Raw genomic sequence first — 22,851 nt, 5'->3', positions numbered from 1 at the left:
GAATGCTCACCACCATATGAAAGCGATGGTGAGCAGGACTTGGTATTAGGGAGTCGCCCGTTTACTTAAGCTCTTTGAACCAAAGGTTATGGTGCTGCTTAGCCCAGTTTTCGTCACAGTAGCCGGAGGTCATGTTTGACATGCCGCCTTCTGACATGACTGTCGCCATGAAGATGTGTACCACAGAGAAGGCGCTGATGATGATGGTTGAGGCAATGTGCATCGCCAGCATCAAGTTAGCGGTATTCTTAGTGACGACGAAGGTTTCAGGGAACATCATAGTCAGACCTGAAATAACCATCAGACCACCGAATAGCGCAAATACCCAGAACCACAGTTTCTCGCCGGCGTTGGCAAAGCCTGCATCCGGGTGATGTTTCTTACCTGTGTTCAGGTAGCCACCCAGTACAGCAAACCACTTAAGGTCATAGCTTGCAGGAATTTGCTTCGGTGCCCACATCAATATCATCAGGATGTAACCCAGGATGAATGGGAAGGCCATCAGCTCATGCAGGCCGCTCGAAAGACCGACAAGCGATGTCCAGCTAGATGCATTCATGCTTGGCTCGAAGTAGTGTCGACCACCGGCTAAGACCAGACCCGTTAGCATAAGCAGGATACAAGCAATCGCTCCCAGCCAGTGCACACTGATGCTTAGGCCTGACCAACGTTTGATCATCTTACCCGAGAAGCCGTTATCCAGACGTGAGATACCGTTCACCAGAATAAAGATGATAAATAGGGCGATGACGCCAAACAGGCTGGCAAAAACCAGAAATGCGATGCTATCTGTGTTGCTTAAGTAACCTAAGATAGTCTCATCGGCTTCTTCCGGTATTGATGCAGGCATCAATAACTCAACTTGTGTTGGCATGCCACGCAGTTCCGGGATGTCGCCCGGGATTGCGTGTTCCTGGATAGTTTGCCACTGCTGAGGCTGCAATGTTGCAACATCAGCGGCCATTGCTGCCGTCGAGACAAACAGGCTGATGACAATAAAACTAAACAATCTTATTGCTCTGTTCATTCATAACTCCTTTAGCGACTTTAGGTCGCCTATTCGGTTCTAGCCGCCGAATACCTGAGGGGATTGTAGATTCAGGTATCGACGGATATCACCATTTTACTTGGTACATAGTGCGTTAACTTATCTTGTATAAAGTCAACGCATCACTGCATTTGCTGTGTGATAAAAAGGTGCAGTTCGGTAGCAAATTCGCGCCAAAAAGCTTGCTGGGCATGGGTTTTTACCCCTTCACAGAAGGGAGTGGTCCAAGTGCCAAGGTGCTTAATGAGAAATTCGTCGGCAATGGCCGTGAGTTCCTCGAAGGCCTCGATATTATTTGCCGCTTTCTGCTCACTCGCTAGAGCGTGAACACAGTAAAGAAACTCGAGTTCGTTACCGATAAAGTCGGCCGGTTCATTGAATTTTTCGTCGATGACCAGGCCAATCTCTTGGTAAAACTCGGCAACTCTGACGGTTTCGTCTGTATTCATGACATGATTGCCGCTGCGATAAACGCCCTCGTAAGGAGCAACCAGGAGCTTATATGGACCGATACACATGCGGTTGAAGTCAAACTCCAATTCCGATGAGTCACCGACAAGTTTCTTTGCTTCTGTGAGCAAAGGGCTATCTGAACGATTCGCTTCGAGATATGCGATCATGCCAGTTAACGCCTCAGTCCCTGATGGCGAAAAAATCATCGACTTATAGGCAAAGTAAGCTGTTGCCGTCGGGCCATATTGCGTTGTCATTATGCGCGTTCCTTAATAATCACCATGTTAGGTTTCGTGATGCAATCGCCGTAACCGACGCCTTCTTTACTGGCTGAAGGCTTCTTCAACACCTCATCGATGTTTCCGGTTTCGATACACTGCACAGGGCAACCTGTCACACACGCTGGCTTCATGCCACGGTCGAGAAGCTCGACACACATGTTGCACTTATCGGCCTTACCATCGTCTTCGCGAATGCTGACGGCTGAGTAGGGACAGGCACTGGCACAAAGACCACAACCGGTACACTTTTCACGGTCCAGAACGACGATGCCGTCATCTCTGACGTGATAAGCCTTAGCCGGACAGACCATCAAGCAAGCAGGGTTTTCACAGTGCATGCAAGAGTGAGATAGCCACACATCAATCGCGCCATCTTCGCGCTCTACTTCATAGCGATCGACTTTACGGAATCTGTGGTTCTCGGGTAGTTCGTTGTGAATTTGGCAGGCGACTGTACAGGCACCACAACCGACACAGTTTTCTTGTCTGAAGACAAAGCCCACTTTTTGATTAATAGACATCTTTTACTCCTTAGGCTTTTTCTATCGCGACATTAGTCGAATGGTAGGCAGAGCAGCCGCCCATATCGGTTAACTTGTCGGTGGTGAGGTTGTTGGTACAGCTGGCCTTGCCCTGTGGGTCCATACGGCGCCAGTTGTTTTTCGGTGCCATAACGGTACCGCGGCCAACCTGACTCGAAACCTGTGCGATGAAGAAAGCCTCACCTCGATGGTTGCTGAGTCTGACCCTGTCGTTATTCTTAATCCCAAGCTCTTTGGCATCTTCGGTGTTGACCTTGGCAAAATAAGCAGGGAAGTTACGGATATACTTCACGTTGTAGAAGGAGCTGTTAGCACGTTGAGGGATCGCAGGAGATAACATGCGGAATGGCAAGTTTTTCTCTTCAGAGATCATCTCATCTTCAGGCAGACCAAAGTCGAGCACTGGGTGGTAGCCTGCGTCAATCATCATCTGAGAGTAGAACTCGATCTTGCCGCTGTCAGTCTTGTATTTGCCGTCACCGAAGTAAGGACGCTGATCGTAAACAGTCACAAACTTCTCTTCGATGATCTGTTCGTAAGTGATGTTGTTGTGTCTGAATGCCGGCTCTTCGGTGTCTAAGAAGTCACGAAGGATCTGCTCATAATCGACACGCATCTCTGGGTGGTGATCCAGTCCCATATGAGCGGCTAACTCTTTGAAGAAGATCCAGTTATCTTTAGACTCACCTAAAGGCTCAATCACTTTCTCTGAAGTTTGCATGTGGTAACAGTTGTAATCGGTACCCATATCAGGGAACTCGAACTGTGTAGTCGATGGTACGATGATATCTGCTAACTCGGCGGTATCTGTCATCAAGAAATCATGAACGACTAAGAACAGGTCATCACGCATAGCGCCGCGGCGACAGGCGTTAGAATCCGGTGCTACCGATACGAAGTTACCATTGTAGTTAATCACAGCCTTGATAGGCTTGATTGGCTTGCCATAGGCGGTCGGGTTAGTCGGGTGAATCGCCTTGGCGATCTCCGTCATATTCACATGACCTACCGTATCTCCATGTGGATGGATATGGTCGGCACGACCCTTAGAGTAGTTTAAGCTGTCATCGGCTTGGGTGTTGTCATAGATAAAACCGTTACCAATTTTACCGTACTGACCCGCAACGGCGTGCATCATCGCGATAGCGCGAGACATACGAGCGCCGTTGTAGTTACGCTGCATACCGTAACCCAGACGAATAACTGATAGCTCAGATTCACCGTAGACTTTGGCAAATTTGAACATCTTCTCTCTCGGTACGCCTGTGACTCGCTCAATCTCGTCATAGCTCATTTCGGCGATACGTTTAAGCAAGTCCTGGTAACCAAGTGTGTTGGCTTCGATAAACTTAAGATCGGCTAAGTTGTTCTCGATCAGGTACTTCATAATACCGGTAGCAAGATGGGTATCTGTACTTGGTTTTGGCTGTAGCCAGATATCGGCTTGAGATGCGATAGGCGTACGTATTGGATTCACAGCCAATAATTTTGCACCTTTGTCGCGTGCCTGGTTGATGAACTTGATGCCATGAACGTTAGTTGCCGTCTCGTTCTGGCCCCAGGAGATATAACAGTTAGTGTGAACGCTATCATATGGATCGGGACCTTGGTAAGTACCGGTCACAGATTTAAGGCCTTCATAGGCAGCGAATACACACACCTTACGGTCGAGTTTGCGTGCACCAACGGCGTTGAAGAAACGGCTTGGTCCGCCGTATTTACCGATAACACCTTCATGACCTGAGTAGCTGTATGGCAGAATAGAATCTGCGCCATGTTCTTTGATGATCGTTTTCAGGCGAGCGCTGATCTTTGCATAGGCTTCATCCCATGAGATACGACGCCATTTGCCTTCGCCCTTTTCACCCGCGCGTTCCATCGGATGTAAGATACGATCCGCTGCATAGGTGTACTGCACATAAGCATGACCCTTAACGCATGGTGAGGTGCCCATCTTCTTCATCTCTGAAGCACCTTCAACATAGGTCATACGGCCATTTTGTACGGTAAATTTAAGTAAGCATCGGTCTGCACAGTTACGCTGACACGTGTGATATACAATTTTACCTTCACGCTTGAGTAACTTATCAGGCGCGCCGCCACGTTGTTCCGTAGCACTAGCAATGCCGGGCATCAAGCCTGAGAGAGAGCCAACAACCGAGCTGGCTCCGACTCCCTGCAGGAATGTGCGTCTGTTAATCTTCATATGTGTTCCCCATCTTGGTAGTGTTTATCACTACTTATTTTCATCTGCAAAGTTCGATCATTTTTTATAATTTAAGCAATGTGTGATACCGGCTTCAGGCGTAGCTTTTAGGTATCATCTCTTGCTTTTTTACTGCTCACATTTACTACTCACATCTGTGTGTTTATATTTTAAAGCTCCTTGTTAAAGTGGATCTGCCAGTAAAACAGAGCGGTCAACTTGCAGGGAGACCAAGCCCATTTTCCTTGGCGTCGTTAAATCAAATTACTCTTCACTCGCTTGTCGCCACTCTCTCTCTAATCCGCAGATCAACTTGGATTTTACCCAGTTGAAGGCGGCGGAATTATTGGTGTCTCCAAACAGCACATAGTTACCAATTTCACGGTTCTCCCGGCGGCGGGTACGGCATTTCTGTGCCAGCTCTTCGGGGAGCTTCACGCATTGGATCTTAGGGATCATCTTGACGAACTGCCGGGTGAACTGATTACAGCTCAGGGTGATGGCATCTGATTCGCTGAGAAGTCTGATGGCCGAAGCCAGGCTGTCGGTATAACCTTCCACCTCCATGGGGGAGAGTCCCTTCTCGCGGCACAGGTTCACCAGCAAGGGGCAGCTAAGATCGTCATAGTTATCGATCTCCAGGCAGGAGTAGTTGGAGATATTTTCTAGTGTGAGCTCCTGAGTGAGAATGGGATGCTCGTTGTTCACCAATAGGTATAAGCTGTCAGTTTCGGCAAACATCTCGTAATTGAGGTTCTTGCCGTTGAAGCCTTCATAGACTACGACAAAATCCATATCGCCATTGGCAAGCTCGGTACTGCAATCATGGGTGAGTACACGGACATCGAAACGTAAGTTAGGTGCTTCCAATAGAATGTCATTGCGTATCACTTTCTGGACGGCGTAGACAAATTCATCGTAAGCATGGATCGTGTACTGGCCTCCCGACTCAGCGGGGGTGAAAACCGAATGTTGCATTTCGATCTTTTGATACTGCGCGACTAAAGCTTTAGCCATTGGAATTAACTGGTGAGTTTTCTCTGTGGCTATAAAGCCTGAGGTGCGGCGTATAAAAAGTGAATCTTTAAATATATCCCGCAATATTTTTAATGTTCTACTTACGCCGGAAGCTGTCATGCCTAATTCATTTGCAGCTTGGTGACTTTGTCCATGCTCGTATATAGCAATAAATACTTTTAATTGATTGTAATTAAGTTGATCAATTTTATTCATTATGCATGGCTTGTTATTTGTTGGTGCGAGTATCATCTATATATGTTGAATAGTATTCAGTGTTATATGTCACACTTTTAATATGGCTATTATTAGAACTTTGATACAACTCCCGAATTGCAATTATTAATAATTGCAAAATTCAGATGTCGATATTTACGCGAGAATATTTCAATTTTTGTAAGTTGCTGTTTTGAAAGACTTTAAATTTCAGGTATGAATGTGCCGCCTTTGTTTATCTTGTTGTTTTTTATCGCTAAAATCACCTTGTGGGTAATTCTTGGTATATATTGCAAAAATGTTAAGTTTGAAAAAATTTCACCATTTTTATATTTATTTATTAGATGTGACCTAATGCAAAAATAGTCCTCTTGTTCATAAATACCTTATGCTGTTTTTATTTCAAAGTATTTCAATTTATTTTTTAAATGTGATCTTTATTTAATTGTGACTCTTTAAATGTGTCTTGTGTTATATATTAATTCCAGTTGCGTGTATTTTAATAATAAGACTTCTATAAATGTATGGAGTAAAAGGCGGTCGCTTTTTACTCTCATATTTAAGGGAAATGTATGTTAGATAGACGTTCCATATTAAAAATGGCGGCCGGCGGCGCCATGCTTGCAATCGTACCTAGTGCACAGCTGCAGGCTAAGACTCCAGGAAAACGCTTGGCCATGGTGTTTGATGTACGCCGCTGTACCGGCTGTTTATCTTGCACCGTATCCTGTGCCATGGAAAACCAGACTGAGGCCGGGCGCGGTCGAACCCGCGTCAATCAAGCCTGTATTGAACAGGGTGACAGCTTTGCGACTCTGGCGGTACCTAATCAGTGTAATCAATGTGATAACCCTGCCTGTGTATACGTTTGTCCCGTTGAAGCGACTTATAAGCGTGAAGAGGACGGCATCGTGGTTATCGACCACGAAGAGTGCATTCATTGCCAGCTCTGTGTCGATGCCTGCCCTTATGGTGCAAGACGCAAAGATGAAACCTTAGAAACGCCTCCTGAAAAATGTAACTTCTGTATTCATCGTGTCTCTGCGGGCCTGCTTCCTGCCTGTGTGGAAACGTGTATCGGTGAGGCCAGAAGTTTCGGCGATCTGAATGATCCCCAGAGCAAGGTCTCTCAGTTAGTCAGAGACAATAAGGTGTATGCCATGCTTTCAGATTCTGGCACTAAGCCCAATATTTTCTATATTGGTTTACCCGAGCAGACAGACGATCAAGAGATCTTGTCGCTTAATTTCCTCGAATGGCAACGCTAGGAGCTGATGATGGACAGACGTAAATTTTTAACCCGAGCGGGTATCGTTTCTGTTGCCGGCGCTGCAACAGTCGCCTGTGGTGATAAAGGCCATAAAAGTGGGCCAGTGCGTAGCCAGGATGTGGCACACTTCGGTCACCCCATTCCTCCGGAGTGCCAGCAAGGCAGTGACGGTCAGTGGCAGAGAACGCCGGGTATACGTACCGCCTATTCACGCTGTTTTAGCTGCTACAACATCTGTGGCCTGCGGGTACGTATCGACGAAGCCAGTGACAAGGTACTGAAAGTAGGTGGCAACCCCTATTGTGAAAACAATTCCGGTGCTCCGCTTCCAATAGATACTGCAGTTAAACAAAGTTATGTTGCCCTGGCGGGTGAAGCCGGACTCGAAAACCGTGCCACTACCTGTGCGAAGGGTGCAAGTTGTGCCGATTCGGTCGATGATGAACGCCGTGTGACGCAGGTGCTTAAGCGTGCGGGCAAGCGTGGTGAAGGTAAGTGGGTCAGTATCAGCTATGAACAGGCACTTTCTGAGATAGTAAATGGTGGTGATCTGTTTGGCGAAGGCCATGTAGAAGGTTTAAGGGCTGTACGCCAGCTCGATAAGCAAGTTAAACCCGGGTTCCCGGAGTTTGGCACTGCGGCTAACCACCTGTTTGCTACCTTTTGCGCCGAAGATACGTTGCGTGGCAGTTTCTACGCACGCTTTATGCAGCAGTCATGGGGAACCAGCAACTTAGGTACCAAGCATGCCTATTGTGGCGCGGCGCAAGCAACCGGCTTTGCTCTGGGTATGTCACCGGGTTTCGAAGAGTGGCTCAACGATGTCGATTGGGAAAATGTCGAGTACGGTTTGTTTATGGGAACCAGCCCCGGATCATCGGGTGCCAGCCTTAACCGTGTCGGCCGTGGACTAGCCGATAGCCGAGTCGATAGAAAGTTCAAATATGTATGTGTCGACCCACTACTGCGTACCACAGTTGCTGCAGATACCAACGCCAAGTGGTTAGCGGTTAAACCTGGCCAGGATGCGGCATTCTCCTTTGGTGTGATCCGTACCATGCTCGAAGAGGGCTGGTTCAATAAGGTCCATCTTGAAGGAGCGAGTGAGAAGGCTGCGAAGGCGGCGGGCGAGCTTAACTATACCAATGCGGGTCACTTGGTGGTGATGGATCCTAAGCATCCTAACTACAAGGGGTTTGCCAAAGCGGCTGATTTCGGCCTCGGTGGCGATGAAGCGTTGATCATCAAGTCGGGTAGTCAGACCTTAGTGTCTGCCGAGTCGGGTGATAAGGCAGAGCTGTTTGTCAGTAAGACGCTAAAAGATAGTAAGGGGCGTCGGGTTAAACTGGTTTCTTCCCTGTCTCTGCTTCGGGAAGAAGCACAGCGCACCAGTATGAAGGTCTATGCCGAGCAATCTGGGATCAGCGCCGAAGATATGCGTCAGGTGGCGAAAGATTTAGGTCACTATGGTCGTAAGGCCTGTATTGCGGGTAACGGTGGCACTAACTCTTCCGACGGCTTTGTGATGGGCTGGATCTGGGCAACATTGAATACCTTGGTCGGCTCTCACGATGCTAAAGGTGGCGCGAGCTACGGTAACGGACCAATAGGTGGCATGGAGGGGCGCTACGATCTGGCCAATATCGCCGATGGTGTCAGTTTAGACGGCGTAGTCAATGCCTGCCGTGATGGTGCCTACGAGTCTTCAACCGAATACAAGCAGAAGGTTGCCAAGGGGCAAAATCCTTATCCAGCCAGCACACCATGGCACGAAGCATTGCCGGCCATGAACGCGGCCGAGCAGTGGACCAGTCATGCCAACGCCGACCCATATCGGGCCAAGGTGTTGTTCAACTGGCGGAACAACTTCCTCTATAGTGCGGCCTCGATCAGCCAGGAAGTGGTGGCGAGTATCGCCGATCCAAAACGTCTGCCGTTAATTGTCGGCATAGATTGTCATATGAATGAGACTAACCGCTATGCGGACTATTTCATTCCGGATCGTTCAATGCTGGAAGAGTATGCGGCCGATCGTATGTGGGGATCACATATGCTGGGCGTCGTCGCGGCATCGCCATTGGTAACACCGAGAACGGTTAAAAACGAACGTGGTCAGCATGTGTGTATGGAGCAGTTGCTGATCGATATCGCCTTAGAGATGAAGCTACCCGGCTTCGGTAAAGGAGCTATCGCTCACGCAGATGGCCATCAGGCTGATCTGCTGTGTTTCGAAGATTGGCATGCTAAATATCTGGCTAACGTGGCTGCTCAATGTGAAGGCCTACCTAAGGTAACGGCCGAGGACAGAGAGTGGGCAGGGCTGGATTATGCGATGAAGCCGCTGACTCCAAGACTAACCCCAGCTGAAACCAGTCAGGTCGAGTCTCTATTGTCACGAGGCGGTTACTATGTGGCGGATGATCGTTATGACGGTGATTTCATCAAGGGAGCGGGGGCTAAGTGTCTGCAGATCTATCATGAAGCGGTAACACACTTGCGCCATGCCTACTCCGGAGAGCGTTATCCCGGCACTATCACCTATCAGGAACATAAGTTCTGGAATGGAGATACCTGGGAGAGCCATTGGCCTAAGTCTGAGTACCCTCTGTTGTTTTCAAGCTATAAGGCGACAGTGCGCTCTAACTATGCGGTGGCCTATAAGCGTATCGCCGAAATTAGTCCGACTAATTATGTCTATATGAATCAAGACACCGCTAATGAGCAGGGCTTAAACGACGGTGATAACGTCAAACTGATAACTGCGAACGGCAAGCCTGCCGTTGGCCTGTTACAGACCGATTCGGGTGTCGCTAAAGGTGCGGTATGTGTATCTCACGGTTTTGGGCACTCACAAGGGTTCGGTGCAGACAATCGAGTCATCAATGGTAAGTCAGTCCCTGGCCTTCAAGAGCGTGCGGGAGGCGTCGCGATCAACCAGATGATCCCGTCTGATCCAACCCGTCAAGCCAAGGCCAGCATGCTCAACGACTATTGGACTGGTGCCAACTGTCGTCACGGTGTACCGGTACGTGTAGAGAAGGCATAACGGTAAATCGGAATCAGCCCTCCATCAGAGTTGTCTGTTAGGGCTGATTCCTTGACTCCTCTTTGCTGGTAACCCTGCAAATAGTCCACGACCTTGAAGGGGCACAAAATGGATGGTGCCGCTAAAGGTTGTTAACAAGCATTCCAAGTTCATCTAACCACACCTAACCACATCATCATATTTGGTTGCCTCTATAACGTTTGTTGTAGAGGGTCTTTTTTTAATAACATCACACTCTGCATCAATCTCTATCCAGTAAGCTCATTGAACCCAAGCGTCAGGTAAGCTGTTGAGTCGCTCGCCTTTCAGTCGTTAAAGAGTATTCAGTTTTAATTTATCTCTCTGTGCTAGTCTGTTTGATTTGGACTGAAAAACAGATAGTCAAATTGACGGAGAAAATAATGAAAACAATAAAATACTCAAAGTTTGGTCTGTTGGCTGCTTCGGCAACTATATTCTCGCTGCCTGCGTTGGCAACGACACCGGAGCAGGATGCTTTTTTCGATAGTATCGCAGCGCATTGCGGTAAGGCATTTGAGGGAAGCGTCACCGCCGGTAACAGTGCTGACTCGGCATTTAGTGGTAAAAAACTGATTATGCATGTTCGTGAGTGTAATGACAGTGAACTTAAGGTGCCGTTTCATGTAGGAAACGACCACTCCCGTACCTGGGTTATCACCAAGACTAAGTATGGTTTGCATCTAGCTCATGATCATCGTCATCAGGACGGCACGGAAGACAAGGTGACCATGTATGGTGGTATGACATCGGATATGGGCAGCGCGACTGAGCAGTCTTTCCCGGTTGATGCCTACTCGATTAATAACTTCAGAGAGAATGGCTTAGATGTGTCAGTCACCAACGTGTGGCATATGTACGTTAAGCCTGAAGAGTTTACTTACCGCTTAACGCGAGAAGAGCGTGATTTCAGGGTCGATTTCGATTTGACTAAACCCGTGGCGCTACCGCCGGCGCCTTGGGGACATGAGTAGCTCGCCTTCGAATGAAGGCTGATTACATTTTCACCTTGGTTCATTTTGTTTTACTCGTTACCTTTCGTCATTCCGGCAGCGCTTTTTAGCCGGAATCCAGTGACTTTTGCTGTTGGCATATGTCATTGAAGGTCATAGCTAAATTGGAATCTAACGCCTGCCCGGCGGGGGATGTGTAGATACTTCAGTGGCTCGCTGCAAGTACTTCCTTGTAAGCTCGACGACAGCATCCATGCTGTCAACGGCCACTGCTGCATCTACACCTGGATATTCAAAAGAAGGTTTTCTCTCTACGATTCGGCTTTGTCTGCTGAATATCCATTTGTTGTGCAGTCCAGTAAAGAGTTATGCAGACCTCATAAGCACCCACGCATCTTTTTATCGAACAGATCTTATTGTTTTTGTTCATGAAACAAAAAACAATTCATTTGCTGCAATAAGTTGTAGATGATAGCTTTAGCTAACTGAGCAAGCAGCCAAGAGGATTATCGTGCTGCTATTGAATAAGACGTTACCTGTTCTTTGACTGCCATTTTTATGTGAAAACCAAGTTTTGCATATAAATGACTGTCAGCATCTAAGTTGCTTCATGAGGTTAAACATGAATTACATCATTCCATTCTTAGTAGCCTATATTGGCTCTAAGTTGATTTTCAGCTTTTTCAACTTTAGTTATAACTTCATTTCAGACCCCTTTGATTTGATTAACCTTCTTATAGATACGGGGATGTTTGTTTTGCTATGGGTACTGGCTGATTTGGCTGTTAAAAAGTTTACTGTAAAACGCAGGGTCACAAACAGCTAACTAATAAGGATAGGCTTCACAAGGAGTGTAGATGAAAAATCACAGAATAAACCTTTTGCAAATAGCAGGAGTGCTTACTGTATTCGCAGCATTAATTCATATCGGATGCATAGTATTTGGTGGTGATTGGTATCGCTTTCTCGGTGCAGGTGAACAGATGGCTCAAATGGCTGAAAGCGGGCACCCTTATCCAACTACTGTCACCAGCATCATTTCTGCTGTTCTATTGCTTTGGGCAACCTACGCGTTTTCTGGTGCAGGTTTAATTTGGTTCGGTTTGCTTTGGCACTAATTTCAGCTGTACTGTTAGCCCGAACACTGGGATTTTACTTCATAATGCCAGCTTTTCCAGGTAACTCGTTAACCTTCTGGCTCATTAGTTCGGGCATATGTTTACTCCTAGGTTTAACATACGCACTAGGCCTGAAACAGCGTTGGCACTTAATCAGTGGCAAAGCTTAACAAGGCCACCTTGTTTCGCTGACTGGAGAAATTTTCCGTGGTTTTTTTGTGCTCACGCTTCGCTAGCACAAACAGCCACTACAGATTTGTCGCAAATGCAGGCGTTATCCGACAACAAGATAGAAGCAGGTTCGAGTCCCTAGATTCCAGGAACTCGGACCCAGGACCTTTAATTCCTACTTCTCTTCGAAGGTAAATGACTGTCCCGCAAGGGCTGCTTCAAACATCAGGCCGCCTTTGGCTAAGGTGTAAACTGCCATGCCGTTGATGTAGGCTGCTTTTGCTGCTGCCTTGCCAGCACTGCTGGAGTTACCTGTGGTGCCGGCTTGCGCGTTAGCGCCTATGGTTATTGCTACTGCGGAGGCTTGAGCGCCAAATTCGAAGCTGCCACTGGTAAACTCATTATAGGATTTGGCATCTTTAAAGAAGATGATCTCGCTGTAGGCCTGGCCGCCAATCTGAAAGCCCAGAGATAGCTGAGAGAGGCTGGTATCTCCCTTATAGCTGTTTCCCTTATAAACACGCCCTTTACCGTAGGCAGCACCAATCCCGAATCCGCCTTTTCCTACTGTAGGGAAGATGGCGTATCCGTAGGCATTATTGAAGAATTTATGTGTATCACTGGCCTGTTTAAAATTCGCGATAGCTTCAGAGTAACTGTCATCGGCAGCGGCAACTTGGGTCGCGAAAATGCTGGCGATAAAACAGGTTGCGATTGAGATAGCTGAGATGAATTTTTTCATTTTGGACTCCATTTCAAAAAGCGTTCACATTAGTACAATTAGCATACGCATCAAAGTGTAATAAATGAATGACCGGAAATGAAAAAAGCGCCGGTTATGGCGCTTTTTTATCTGCTTGTCAGCTTAGGTTCAGTGAAATGTTGAACCTGGTGTTAATCGATGGCTTTACCCAGGACGTAGTGGTTGAACCATTTCTGATCCCACTCCATCTTGGCTTTTCTGTGTTGGTACTTACTCAGTCCATGACCTTCGTCCGGATATACGATCAACTCAACCGGTATATTGAGGTAATGTTTGAGTGCACGATATAGCCCCTGTGCATGTCCGACCGGAACGCGTTGATCATTTTCACCGATATGGATAAGGGTTGGTGTTTTGATCTTGTCTGCATGAGTGAGTGAAGAACCATGAGTGTATGCGTCTGGCTTCTCCCAAGGTAACCCTTCCATAAAGTTGACCACGTGACCCGGTGTATCTTCTAGCATCCACTGCAGGCGTTGGTCGAACACTCCGGCACCGGAACTTGCCGCCTTGAAGCGCTCATTGGTACTGATCAACGCATTGGTGAGATAGCCACCGTTGCTCCATCCCATGACCGCCATCTTATCGCCATCGACAATCCCTTCATCGATCAGGTGATCGACACCGGCCATAATGTCATTGACCTCGATAACATGCTCCTGACCCACAAGGTCGGTGAGGAACTTATCGCCATAGCCGGTTGAGCCACGATAGTTAGGTGACAGCAGTGCCCAGCCATTTGCGGTAAATGTAGAGCGGCCGTAAGACCTGTGTTGCAGCGCATAAGGTGTTGCCGAGGTGGGGCCGCCATGGATCTGCACGATTAAGGGAAGTGGACCATCCTCTTTCTTATATCCAGCCGGGAGATCCAATATTCCTTCGACAGTGCTGCCATCTGGAGCTTTCCATTTAACCACGGATATTTGCGGAAGTATCCAGCTATCGACCTGAGGGTTGATATTGGTGATACGCTTAAATTTAGCGCGTTTGCTATTGGCATCGGCAATGAACATATCTGAGAAGTGATCCAGCCCATTATGGCTAAATGCTAACTTCTTACCGTTGTGGCTGAAGCTGTAGCTGCCGATCACCAGATCGCCATTAACGACCGCTCTGGTATCTCCCTGCTTACCATCTTCAACCTCAGTACAAAAGAGTTTGACCCTGGCATGATCGGCGCCGCGGTAACAGAGTTCATCACTATTCGGACGCCAGTGAATGTCTGATGAGTTTAGCGTCACATCATTGATACGCGCCACTTCAGTCAGCGACTTGGTCTTGGTATTTGAGACAAACAGCTTACCCGGGTGGCCATCGAAGTCGATACGAAAGGCGAGCTGTTGGTTATCTGAGTGCCAATCGAGTCCGAGTAACCAACCGTAGGGCGAAGGAGCCTGTTCGCGCCATGCCGTATCCTCCAGAACCTCGTTGGTTTTACTTCGGGTATTATAAATTTCTATATCGGACCAACCTTCTAGGTTGACCAGCTCATTATCGGTCGTAGTAATTCGGGCAACTTTACTGCCATCATCGCTGACGCTGAAATTCCACACGACCTTGTCATCATCCAGAATGAGTTGCTGTTTGAAATGCTGAAGATCGAGCTTATATAGTGGGTTGGTTTTTCTTTCGCCATGCGCATATTTTGGCGCGCTGTGGCCGGCGCGCATAGCAGCCCATTCATCTTTGTCTTTGACCGTCTTACTGCCTAAGAAGTAAAGGGTATTACCATCGGAGCTGAGTGAAAATGAACTGACACCCTCAACCTCTTTGGTCACGGGCACCGCATCACCGCCATCTTTGCTGATACGAAAGACCTGACTCTTACCGTTGTAGGGAGCTTTCTTGTCTTCATGGGTCACTTTGCCAATATAGTAGATATACTGGCCATCACCGCTCCACTTAGGGCTGGACTCACTTTCGTTGGTAAAGGTTAAGCGGGTCGTTTTTTTATTTTTGGTATTAACCTGCCATAGGTCTCGCTGGGATTTATCCAGCTCTTTATCCCAACGCGTCTCGAGCCAGACCGCCTGTTTTCCGTCGGGACTTAACTGTACGCTACTCATCCCCCCGATGTCGAAAAAATCATCTGTGGTTATTTGATGAGTTCGTTGCGAGGCTAAAGCGTTTGTCGAGCCTCCTAAAAATAGTCCGGCCGAAATTACGGCCAACACTGTGAGTTTATTTGCCCTTGCCATCTTTATCCCCCTCATTTTTTATTGTCGATGTTGAAAGCCAGACCCTCAGGTAGGCATTCAAATCATTTGTCGATTGGTATCATAACTATTTGGGTCAATACATTAGCGCAAACCTCATCCTCATTGCTATGACAATGAGTATTTTTCGTGATGCCGAAAAGAGTTAAAACAGATAGCCTTATTCGCTGAAATGGGGACGTAGATCATTCCCGGAATAAGGTATGTGCTCCGGCAACCTCTCAGCTCATGGCTTTGCTCAGGGGAAACTATTTTCAGGATGTGGTGCTGGGCATGGATATCCCATCCGATGAAGAGATGATGCGATACTCAGTTCAGGCGGTAAGGTGTTTCTTACAGGGCCATGAAACCATGGCTTGAATCGACTTCCGATGTGTTGATGAATTGTGTTAATTGTGCTTTTTTTCCTCCTGCATCAACTGTTGCAGATAGTTGAGCTCTTCAGAGTTGAGGGGCTGGCTGCTGGCTTTAGCCTTAGACACATTCTGCTCGGATTGACGTATTAACCGCCCCCTTAAATAGGCCGCTTTAGTTACTTGTTGAAGTCCATAGAGGGCGAGCAGGTAGACGGTCAGCAGTAATATTAATCGGGTAAATGCTTGAGTGATCTCTGAGATATGGTCACCCATATAAAACGGCAGAATGACTAATGTGGTACGTACCAGCCAATTGCACATCATGGCCAGAGTGAGCACCAACAGCCAGCGGAATTTGATATCCTTTAAGCTCTCCTGATCTACCCTGCCAGAGCGTCCCCGGTACTTTCTCAGCATCTGGATAATGAGTATGAAATAAAAACCGGTCTGCAGGCTAAGCAATGCGGGTAAAGCGGTGCCTATTTTGAAATCCCTGAGGCCTGAGCCGATACTTTTCTGCAGTAAATCGGCACCGGAAATTAAATTGTTACTTAGCAGCGATGTGACAAAAATGACAATGGCGATCAGGATTGGCAGATAAAAATGTTTAGATAGACTTATGGGAGCACGAATATTATGCAGGCTGCGATAGCAATACAGGTACAGCAGAGGCATAAGGAGAAAGTACACTGGAATGATCAAGGTAAAGAGCAAGTGAATCGGTGCCGGTGAGTTGTCCCGGTTGAGCATACCGGTAAAAAAATAGAGTGCCATCAGGCTAAATAGACCAGCCAGTAGCTTGTGATTACCACTCTTGTCTCTGTAAATATAGCGAATATAAAGACCTAACCCGATACAGTGAATACCGCCGAGCAGAGACAACCACCAATAACCTTGAGTGAGAAAGGTGCTAAATTCATTCATAACAACTCATTGTCATGGCAACAGATACCCGGATGCAAGAGTTATAGAATAAATTTTAAGCAGGTCACACAAACCTGCCCCAAATGGCTTTCTGAGTTATCGGTGAGTTAAGTTCTTAACAGGGTAGAGTTGCTCTAATGTCATCGTCGATTAGAGCAGTTGTTAGCTGAATATCCCGGGCTGGTTAGCCCTGCTTTTTTCTGTTTTTTCGAATATGTCGATTAGAGCTTTCGACCGGTACGGTTTCAGGTACCGGGGTTCGTTCAGCAAACAGGTGACGAATAGCCATGATAGGGTGGGGCAAAATCATCTTAGGTCCCGAGAAAATCATGATCTCTCTCGCCTTTGTCTTCATATGAGGCTTATAGCAATGTACCGGACATTTATTACAGGTGGGTTTAATTTGACCATAGGGGCACCTGTCTAGGCGTGTGTGGGCGTACTCGAGAAATTCCTGGCATTCCTGACACTCTGAAGCCTTACTATGATGGTGCGACTTACAGTAGATCTCAACCATAGCCTGGATGGTTTGATACTCACGTAATAATTTACCACTGAGAAGTTCATGCTCTGCCATCATTATCCTCCAACACCTAAGCCTTTAACCGATACTATGAATATATTAAGAAGATTGTCTTAACGTTTAAAGGGTCAAAATACCCTAGTAAATTACTAAGGTACTTTAGCGGCTGACTTAACAGGAAACAAAATTGAATGTATAAAGTATGAAGATGTGCACAAAAAAGGGGAGGAGGAACTATCTGGCAATTGTTGGCATTTATTTACCTCAATGGCTCATAGTAAGCTCTATATATGCATAACTTTAGTCGCATCGAGTGTCCATTGGGTCAGTTCGCCTAATGTGCCTATATTTGCCCCCTCGATCAGCATCTCTTGCGAAATTCCGCGTCCATCGGTACAGGTTTTACATAAGGATACCGGGATACTCTGCGCGATTAAGATGTCCAGCATCTGCTGAATGTTATAACTTAAATCCGGTGTTACCTGGTTTTTCACCGCGCCATAGACAGCATCTGACATTAAAAATAATTTTAGATTAATAACTTCTGTTTCCTGCTCTTTGAGCGCTATAGCTATACGTAAGGCATTAAAAAGTTTTTCACTGCCATAGGGACTTTCATGGGCTACGATGAGGATATTTTGCATCTGGAATGTCGTTATCAGAAAAAATGCAGTGTAGCAAAATTGAGATTTATGGAATGGAAGGTTTGTCACAAGGAGTAAATCGTCATAAAAGTCGCTTTATTTTGATACCTATTTGAAAAAGAGATATAAATACTTGATTTAAAGCAAGAGAATAGATTAATAATATCGGTTACTATCTGTACATATTCAGATGGAATAAATATAGCCTGATAATTTATACCTACTCATTCAATCACTGCCTTATTCAGCTGTTTTTGAGGTGGTCTGAAATTCGCATTGCTGAGTGGGTCAGGTATTATGGGTTAAGGTCAATCACTGGTGGACGACAATGAAATATATAGCCATTATTTTGCTAGTTGCTTTAGGGGTTTATTTATATAAACGGGCTCAGCGACTGGCTGAAGAGGAACGACAACAGGATCTTAGTGAACCTGTAGAAAAAGAGGTTTTCGATGCCTCTGCAACAAAGGACGTTCAGAATGAAGACCATGCCTTTTCTGAAGCCGCGTCTACGGCGGAAAAGGCTGAGAATGCTGAGGTGGAGGAGGTTTCCACTCCGGCAGACGAAGGGATCAGTTTTGAGACTAAAGAGGTTCAGGTAGAAGTTGCGCAGGCTGAGGTTGTAAAGAGTGAAGCTGAGGCCGATACTCCTGCAGAGCCAGAGCCAGAGCCAGAGCCAGAGCCAGAGCCAGAGCCAGAGCCAGAGCCAGAGCCAGAGCCAGAGCCAGAGCCAGAGCCAGAGCCAGAGCCAGAGCCAGAGCCAGAGCCAGAGCCAGAGGATACTCCCGTGGTAGCCACAGATGAATCTTGGGCGAATGCTAAGTTATCTCAAGCTTTGTCAGATTACCGAAGTTCCACCGGAAAAGCCGTTAAACACCAGGCTTTATTGGGGGCCATTGCTGAATGTTATAAGCAACGTAAGCAATCTGAATACTGTGCATATGGGGCGGGATTAACGGCCGAATATCTAACGGTATTCTCTGAACTCGAGTCACCATCTTCGGAGAAGGGGGTGGGCTTTATGCATCTATCTACACTTCTCAATGATAGTGGTCGGTTCGACAGCGCCATTGGAGTTTGCCACAAGGCGATCGAATATGGTTTGCTTGATGGTACAGTTACCGGTTTCGAAGGGCGAATAACCCGAATTGAAAAGGCCAAAGCCAAAGCGGCGAAGTAACTGGCTAATCAAGCTACCGACCCTGACCATTAAGTGGTTTAGGTATATTAGCGTAAGCGGTGTAAAATAAGGCGAACTAAGTTTCGCCTTTTTTATTGGGCCGGATGCGCGAATGATTGGAGAGGTTATGGGTTTTCGTTGGTTGGTATTATTGTTTCTGTCGCTTTCAAGTTTGACGGCTTGTACCCAAGATCCGCAATGGACATTGTTTTATTATGCTGACTCGAAAGCGATCCCCGAGTCGGTAACCTTGAGTGAAAACATTTCGGGCTACTATGCGACATCGGAGCAATGCATTGCCAAGGGAAAGGGATTGATTAGGTTAAGTGACTCTGGTGTTGGCAGCTTTCAATGCGGCCACTTATGTGTTGCTACCGAGGATGGTGGTTTAACTTGTGAAAGCATGCTCGATTCACAGCAACCCTGATATAAGTAAAGAGATCATATTTAATGAAGTTCGATTCATTACAGCTTAATCCGGAATCTAAGAGTCTGTCTATTCAGGCCGCTATTGATTTTGAGCAGTTTGAAAAATTTGCTGAATCATTGGCTCAGGCCACAGACTCGCGTGTGTTAGATCGACAGTGGGGAGCCGACAGACACCAGTGGTTGCTGGAGTTTGAAGGTACACATATGCAGCTTAACTATGAGTTCTATGGTGATATCTGCTGGTTATCAGTTGAAAACGACGATGAATTTGAAGTTCTGGAATACTTAGCTGGTCTGTTGGAGGCCCATACATGAGTCAAGTCAACCAAGGCTCAGGCTTTCATTTTCGGGCGTTAACCCCGGATCTTATCTTAGATGCGATTGAGAGTCTGGGTGTATACCCGGAAACAGGCTTAATGGCGCTTAATAGTTATGAAAACCGTGTCTATCAGTTTCGATGTGATAACGGTGTTCGCTACGTAGTTAAGTTTTATCGTCCCGAGCGCTGGAGTGATGAGCAGATCCAGGAAGAGCATGACTTTTCACAGGCGTTAGTCGATGAAGAGGTCCCTATCGCGACACCTGTGATTATCGATGGCCGTTCGCTGCACCACTATCAGGGGTTCAGATTCGCTCTGTTTCCATCGATAGGAGGCCGCTCATTTGAAGTCGATAACCTTGAGCAGCTGGAGGCTACGGGGCGTTTCATCGGTCGTATTCATCAATTCTCTCAGCAGGCAAAGTTTAAGCATCGAGTCGTGGTTAATCCACAAATGCTGGGTGATGAATCCTTGCTCTGGCTTAAAGAGTCTGGCCATGTGCCCCAGTCACTCATAACGCCCTACTTCACCATCGTTGAACAGGTATTGGAAAAGTCTAAGGAGATCTGGTTTAAGCAGCCTCATAAGCAGATCCGACTTCATGGAGACCTTCACCCCAGTAATATCCTGTGGACGCCGGATGGTCCTGGCTTTGTTGATCTCGATGATGCACGTACCGGTCCGGCTATTCAGGATCTATGGATGATGTTAACCGGCGATCGGCCACAGCGCTTGTTGCAGCTTGAGATCTTACTCGAAGCCTATGAAGAGTTTTGTGAGTTTGATACTCGAGAGTTAACCCTTATCGAACCCTTAAGGGCGATGAGAATGCTGCACTATAATGCCTGGTTGAGTCGTAGGTGGGATGACCCCGCCTTCCCGATGAACTTTCCCTGGTATGCGGAAGAGAAGTATTGGGAGCAGCAGATCCTCTCTTTTAAAGAGCAGTTAGCCGTGCTCGATGAGCCAGTGTTGAGCCTGATACCCGGTTACTAATCGTGTTGTATTTGAGTTAGTAACTCATTTTGTAACAGAAAATTGAACTTTAAGCTTTGGATACTCTCAAAATGTAGATTATGTTAGTCTCCAATGAATTAAATAGAATCCGCTTTAGAGTTAAAAGGATAAAAGCATGAAAAAAGCATTACTTATTGCCGTAGCTATGTTGATAGCACCTATTGCTGCCATTGCAGCCGATTATAAAGAGGGTGTTCACTACACCGTAATCAACCAGGGCCCTGCGACGGCTAAGCCTGAAATTGCAGAGTTTTTCTCATTCTATTGTGGCCACTGTTACAACTTTTCTAAGACAGAAGTGCCAAAGATCAAAGCGAATAAGCCTGAAGGTGTTACGTTTAAGCAGAACCATGTCGAGTTTATCGGTAAAGAGATGGGTATCGAGATGTCACGCGCCTTCGCCGTTGCTCATCAGCTAAAAGTCGACGAAAAAATCGAGCATGCACTGTTCACAGCAATACATGACAAGAAGCAGCATTTCACCAATCGTGACGACATTCGTAAGTTGTTTATCGCCAATGGCATAGATGGTAAAGATTTCGATGCTGCGGCAAACTCATTTATGGTCAGCGCTCAAATGTCACAGATGAAGCGCGCAACATCAAATGCTCAAATTTCTGGCGTACCGGCCTTAGTGGTTAATGGTAAATACCGTGTAGAGACCGGCGCTATCAAGTCATATGATGAGCTTCTCGATATCGCTTACTACCTGACTTCTATGAAGTAAGCTATTGATGAAATAGCTTAATATTGCTATATCGATTAAAGGAGCCTGATGGCTCCTTTTTTGTGTCGGGAACACTTATGCCAAAGCCCATGGACGGAAAGCTTTGATATTTATGTCTGGAACATTTATGTAGATTAACCAGGGATGGTTCATAATCTGCTTTATGTCTGGCTTCTTGTCACAAAGAGTTGTAGTTGAGAGTTATGCCTGTCTTTTTCAAGGAGAGGCCTTGGGCCGATGATGTTCCTGACATCATCTTGGCATTCCCCACGTCCGTGTGGGTCAAGGCTGTAAATCTGCTTTGTGTCTGGACTTCTTGTAACAAAGAGTTGTCACAAAGAGTTGTAGCTGAGAGTTATGCCAAAGCTCATGGATTTGTGATGTTACCGACATTATTACGGCATTAAGACATTCCGCCTTCTATCCCATATGGGATGGGACATGTCTTTGACATGTAGGAGCGGCTTTAGCCGCGAATGTTTAAGGGCTGTAAGGTTTGAATGTTTCAGGTAATCCATGCCTTAACGCTTTTTCGTGGCGTTGATTATGCTGTCTTTGAAAGACCATAAAAAAAACCGTATTTCCTGGTCGCAAGAAATACGGTCATCGAGCCATCAGGCTCAGTTTTACCCTGAGTAACTATTCTAATTTAACAGGGTGCCAATTTGTTGGCAAGCGTCAATTTAGTGTTCTTCGGTGGCTATTGGTCTGATAGACAATGAGATTTTTTTTGTAGTAAGGCTTGGTTTACAGCTTTCCAAAAAAAAATTTTTTTTAATGAAACTCCAAGGGTAAAACACCTGTCAAAGACAGAGTATTATCCAAATATAAATAATAAAGCGGTCGGAGGCTATGTGAGAGTTTTCCCTGTCTATGCACCAAAGCTTATCGTTAAGCACGCGCGTATTTTTTTATCTGGGGTGATCTGGGTTAAAGACTTAGGTCGATTAGAGTTTGAGAAAGGGAGGTTTTTATTACCGAGACGAACCCAACCAAATGTGAAGCTGGCAATTCTGGAGCTGAATGAGCTTATCGAAGCTCAAAGTAGCGAAGCGAAGATTGCTTAGATCTTCGCCAAAGCTATAGCTGTTTTTTAGTTCACTTCTTCATTGAGCAAGCCAACAAGTCCGGTGACTTTTTCATTCCAAGAATTCAGATCTTGGCTCAACTGTTGGTTTTGCTCTGTCAGGCTAATACTTTTCTGCTTCTCTTCTTCAAGCTCCATTTTTAGTAGCTCAATAGTTTCGAGTGCTGCCTGGATTTTTGTCTCCAGTTTGGACAGTAGTTCAAGGCTCATGGGGAGTCCTAATAGTTTCTGGATGGTAGTATGATTCTATCAGTGCAGATACAGTAGTGAATAGTTAATTATGCTGAATGTCCAATAAATTAGTGTGAATCGTGGTTTTTTTGTAC

The 22,851-nt window shown here is 46.4% G+C and carries 21 protein-coding genes; 10 read left to right on the top strand and 11 right to left on the bottom strand.

What is annotated here, in order from left to right; translation table 11 throughout:
• Nucleotides 1–61: 61 nt before the first annotated feature.
• The 5 genes from EKG39_RS16140 to EKG39_RS16120 form a co-directional block, all read right to left on the bottom strand.
• Nucleotides 62–1,027 carry a formate dehydrogenase subunit gamma gene (locus EKG39_RS16140; protein ID WP_126506994.1) on the bottom strand — a complete coding sequence of 322 codons (966 nt, stop codon included), beginning with the start codon at nt 1,025–1,027 and terminating at the stop codon, nt 62–64.
• A 143-nt stretch (nt 1,028–1,170) separates the two neighbouring features.
• Nucleotides 1,171–1,758 (bottom strand): TorD/DmsD family molecular chaperone, encoded by a 588-nt coding sequence (locus EKG39_RS16135; protein ID WP_126506992.1) that lies wholly within the window; start codon nt 1,756–1,758, stop codon nt 1,171–1,173.
• Nucleotides 1,758–2,303, bottom strand: coding sequence for a 4Fe-4S dicluster domain-containing protein (locus EKG39_RS16130; RefSeq protein ID WP_126506990.1), 546 nt, complete (start codon nt 2,301–2,303; stop codon nt 1,758–1,760). Before EKG39_RS16130 ends, EKG39_RS16135 begins: the two co-directional genes overlap by 1 nt.
• A 10-nt stretch (nt 2,304–2,313) precedes the next feature.
• A complete protein-coding gene (locus tag EKG39_RS16125; RefSeq protein ID WP_126506988.1) occupies nt 2,314–4,530 on the bottom strand; it encodes a molybdopterin-dependent oxidoreductase in 2,217 nt (738 codons plus the stop codon).
• A 264-nt stretch (nt 4,531–4,794) separates the two neighbouring features.
• A complete protein-coding gene (locus tag EKG39_RS16120; RefSeq protein WP_126506986.1) occupies nt 4,795–5,763 on the bottom strand; it encodes a LysR family transcriptional regulator in 969 nt (322 codons plus the stop codon).
• A gap of 572 nt (nt 5,764–6,335) precedes the next feature.
• Here EKG39_RS16120 and EKG39_RS16115 point away from each other — a divergent pair.
• From EKG39_RS16115 to EKG39_RS23900, 4 genes are all read left to right on the top strand, one after another.
• Nucleotides 6,336–7,031, top strand: coding sequence for a 4Fe-4S dicluster domain-containing protein (locus EKG39_RS16115; RefSeq protein WP_126506984.1), 696 nt, complete (start codon nt 6,336–6,338; stop codon nt 7,029–7,031).
• A gap of 9 nt (nt 7,032–7,040) precedes the next feature.
• Nucleotides 7,041–10,079 carry a molybdopterin-dependent oxidoreductase gene (locus EKG39_RS16110; protein ID WP_126506982.1) on the top strand — a complete coding sequence of 1,013 codons (3,039 nt, stop codon included), beginning with the start codon at nt 7,041–7,043 and terminating at the stop codon, nt 10,077–10,079.
• 401 nt (nt 10,080–10,480) lie between these two features.
• Entirely contained in the window at nt 10,481–11,071 is a 591-nt protein-coding gene (locus EKG39_RS16105) for a hypothetical protein (RefSeq protein ID WP_126506980.1), read from the top strand.
• An 836-nt stretch (nt 11,072–11,907) separates the two neighbouring features.
• Nucleotides 11,908–12,168: a hypothetical protein gene (locus tag EKG39_RS23900; RefSeq protein WP_425470184.1), complete on the top strand. Its 261-nt coding sequence runs from the start codon at nt 11,908–11,910 to the stop codon at nt 12,166–12,168.
• Between the two features lie 346 nt (nt 12,169–12,514).
• On the opposite strand, the gene EKG39_RS16090 is transcribed toward EKG39_RS23900, so the two are convergent.
• The 5 genes from EKG39_RS16090 to EKG39_RS16065 all read right to left on the bottom strand — a co-directional run bounded on the left by EKG39_RS16090 (nt 12,515) and on the right by EKG39_RS16065 (nt 17,765).
• Nucleotides 12,515–13,081, bottom strand: coding sequence for a lipid-binding SYLF domain-containing protein (locus EKG39_RS16090; protein ID WP_126506976.1), 567 nt, complete (start codon nt 13,079–13,081; stop codon nt 12,515–12,517).
• Nucleotides 13,082–13,233: 152 nt separating this feature from the next.
• Nucleotides 13,234–15,300 (bottom strand): S9 family peptidase, encoded by a 2,067-nt coding sequence (locus EKG39_RS16085; protein WP_126506974.1) that lies wholly within the window; start codon nt 15,298–15,300, stop codon nt 13,234–13,236.
• A 407-nt stretch (nt 15,301–15,707) separates the two neighbouring features.
• Nucleotides 15,708–16,598, bottom strand: coding sequence for a hypothetical protein (locus EKG39_RS16075; protein WP_126506972.1), 891 nt, complete (start codon nt 16,596–16,598; stop codon nt 15,708–15,710).
• A 184-nt stretch (nt 16,599–16,782) separates the two neighbouring features.
• Nucleotides 16,783–17,175, bottom strand: coding sequence for a nitrous oxide-stimulated promoter family protein (locus tag EKG39_RS16070; protein ID WP_126506970.1), 393 nt, complete (start codon nt 17,173–17,175; stop codon nt 16,783–16,785).
• A 230-nt stretch (nt 17,176–17,405) separates the two neighbouring features.
• A complete protein-coding gene (locus EKG39_RS16065) occupies nt 17,406–17,765 on the bottom strand; it encodes a DsrE/DsrF/TusD sulfur relay family protein (RefSeq protein ID WP_126506968.1) in 360 nt (119 codons plus the stop codon).
• 328 nt (nt 17,766–18,093) lie between these two features.
• On the opposite strand from EKG39_RS16065, the gene EKG39_RS23435 reads away from it, so the two are divergent.
• From EKG39_RS23435 to EKG39_RS16030, 6 genes are all read left to right on the top strand, one after another.
• Nucleotides 18,094–18,945 (top strand): hypothetical protein, encoded by an 852-nt coding sequence (locus tag EKG39_RS23435; RefSeq protein ID WP_185817629.1) that lies wholly within the window; start codon nt 18,094–18,096, stop codon nt 18,943–18,945.
• Nucleotides 18,946–19,072: 127 nt separating this feature from the next.
• Complete coding sequence (locus tag EKG39_RS16050; protein ID WP_246028529.1) at nt 19,073–19,372, top strand: hypothetical protein; 300 nt, start codon at nt 19,073–19,075, stop codon at nt 19,370–19,372.
• Between the two features lie 23 nt (nt 19,373–19,395).
• Nucleotides 19,396–19,689, top strand: coding sequence for a DUF3630 family protein (locus EKG39_RS16045; protein ID WP_126506961.1), 294 nt, complete (start codon nt 19,396–19,398; stop codon nt 19,687–19,689).
• On the top strand, nt 19,686–20,690 hold the full coding sequence (locus EKG39_RS16040; RefSeq protein WP_126506959.1) for a serine/threonine protein kinase: 1,005 nt from the start codon (nt 19,686–19,688) through the stop codon (nt 20,688–20,690). The genes EKG39_RS16045 and EKG39_RS16040 overlap by 4 nt, the downstream gene beginning before the upstream one ends.
• 136 nt (nt 20,691–20,826) lie before the next feature.
• Nucleotides 20,827–21,438, top strand: coding sequence for a thiol:disulfide interchange protein DsbA/DsbL (locus tag EKG39_RS16035; RefSeq protein ID WP_126506957.1), 612 nt, complete (start codon nt 20,827–20,829; stop codon nt 21,436–21,438).
• A gap of 854 nt (nt 21,439–22,292) precedes the next feature.
• Nucleotides 22,293–22,505 (top strand): DUF1107 domain-containing protein, encoded by a 213-nt coding sequence (locus EKG39_RS16030; protein ID WP_012144525.1) that lies wholly within the window; start codon nt 22,293–22,295, stop codon nt 22,503–22,505.
• A gap of 26 nt (nt 22,506–22,531) precedes the next feature.
• Here the strand turns inward: EKG39_RS16030 and EKG39_RS16025 are convergent, their stop codons facing one another.
• The gene (locus EKG39_RS16025; protein ID WP_126506955.1) at nt 22,532–22,735 is read right to left on the bottom strand and encodes a cell division protein ZapB; all 204 of its coding nucleotides are present in this window, start codon (nt 22,733–22,735) and stop codon (nt 22,532–22,534) included.
• Nucleotides 22,736–22,851 lie beyond the last annotated feature (116 nt).

The organism is Shewanella atlantica, from assembly GCF_003966265.1.
In the GTDB taxonomy this organism is placed as follows: Bacteria; Pseudomonadota; Gammaproteobacteria; order Enterobacterales; family Shewanellaceae; genus Shewanella; species Shewanella atlantica.
This window is presented reverse-complemented; position numbering and strand designations above follow the sequence as displayed.

Bases quoted from the DNA above. Each gene is read 5' to 3' on its own strand.
- EKG39_RS16140 (WP_126506994.1), bottom strand. From the start codon at position 1,027: ATGAACAGAGCAATAAGATTGTTTAGTTTTATTGTCATCAGCCTGTTT.
- EKG39_RS16135 (WP_126506992.1), bottom strand. From the start codon at position 1,758: ATGACAACGCAATATGGCCCGACGGCAACAGCTTACTTTGCCTATAAG.
- EKG39_RS16130 (WP_126506990.1), bottom strand. From the start codon at position 2,303: ATGTCTATTAATCAAAAAGTGGGCTTTGTCTTCAGACAAGAAAACTGT.
- EKG39_RS16125 (WP_126506988.1), bottom strand. From the start codon at position 4,530: ATGAAGATTAACAGACGCACATTCCTGCAGGGAGTCGGAGCCAGCTCG.
- EKG39_RS16120 (WP_126506986.1), bottom strand. From the start codon at position 5,763: ATGAATAAAATTGATCAACTTAATTACAATCAATTAAAAGTATTTATT.
- EKG39_RS16115 (WP_126506984.1), top strand. From the start codon at position 6,336: ATGTTAGATAGACGTTCCATATTAAAAATGGCGGCCGGCGGCGCCATG.
- EKG39_RS16110 (WP_126506982.1), top strand. From the start codon at position 7,041: ATGGACAGACGTAAATTTTTAACCCGAGCGGGTATCGTTTCTGTTGCC.
- EKG39_RS16105 (WP_126506980.1), top strand. From the start codon at position 10,481: ATGAAAACAATAAAATACTCAAAGTTTGGTCTGTTGGCTGCTTCGGCA.
- EKG39_RS23900 (WP_425470184.1), top strand. From the start codon at position 11,908: ATGAAAAATCACAGAATAAACCTTTTGCAAATAGCAGGAGTGCTTACT.
- EKG39_RS16090 (WP_126506976.1), bottom strand. From the start codon at position 13,081: ATGAAAAAATTCATCTCAGCTATCTCAATCGCAACCTGTTTTATCGCC.
- EKG39_RS16085 (WP_126506974.1), bottom strand. From the start codon at position 15,300: ATGGCAAGGGCAAATAAACTCACAGTGTTGGCCGTAATTTCGGCCGGA.
- EKG39_RS16075 (WP_126506972.1), bottom strand. From the start codon at position 16,598: ATGAATGAATTTAGCACCTTTCTCACTCAAGGTTATTGGTGGTTGTCT.
- EKG39_RS16070 (WP_126506970.1), bottom strand. From the start codon at position 17,175: ATGGCAGAGCATGAACTTCTCAGTGGTAAATTATTACGTGAGTATCAA.
- EKG39_RS16065 (WP_126506968.1), bottom strand. From the start codon at position 17,765: ATGCAAAATATCCTCATCGTAGCCCATGAAAGTCCCTATGGCAGTGAA.
- EKG39_RS23435 (WP_185817629.1), top strand. From the start codon at position 18,094: ATGAAATATATAGCCATTATTTTGCTAGTTGCTTTAGGGGTTTATTTA.
- EKG39_RS16050 (WP_246028529.1), top strand. From the start codon at position 19,073: ATGGGTTTTCGTTGGTTGGTATTATTGTTTCTGTCGCTTTCAAGTTTG.
- EKG39_RS16045 (WP_126506961.1), top strand. From the start codon at position 19,396: ATGAAGTTCGATTCATTACAGCTTAATCCGGAATCTAAGAGTCTGTCT.
- EKG39_RS16040 (WP_126506959.1), top strand. From the start codon at position 19,686: ATGAGTCAAGTCAACCAAGGCTCAGGCTTTCATTTTCGGGCGTTAACC.
- EKG39_RS16035 (WP_126506957.1), top strand. From the start codon at position 20,827: ATGAAAAAAGCATTACTTATTGCCGTAGCTATGTTGATAGCACCTATT.
- EKG39_RS16025 (WP_126506955.1), bottom strand. From the start codon at position 22,735: ATGAGCCTTGAACTACTGTCCAAACTGGAGACAAAAATCCAGGCAGCA.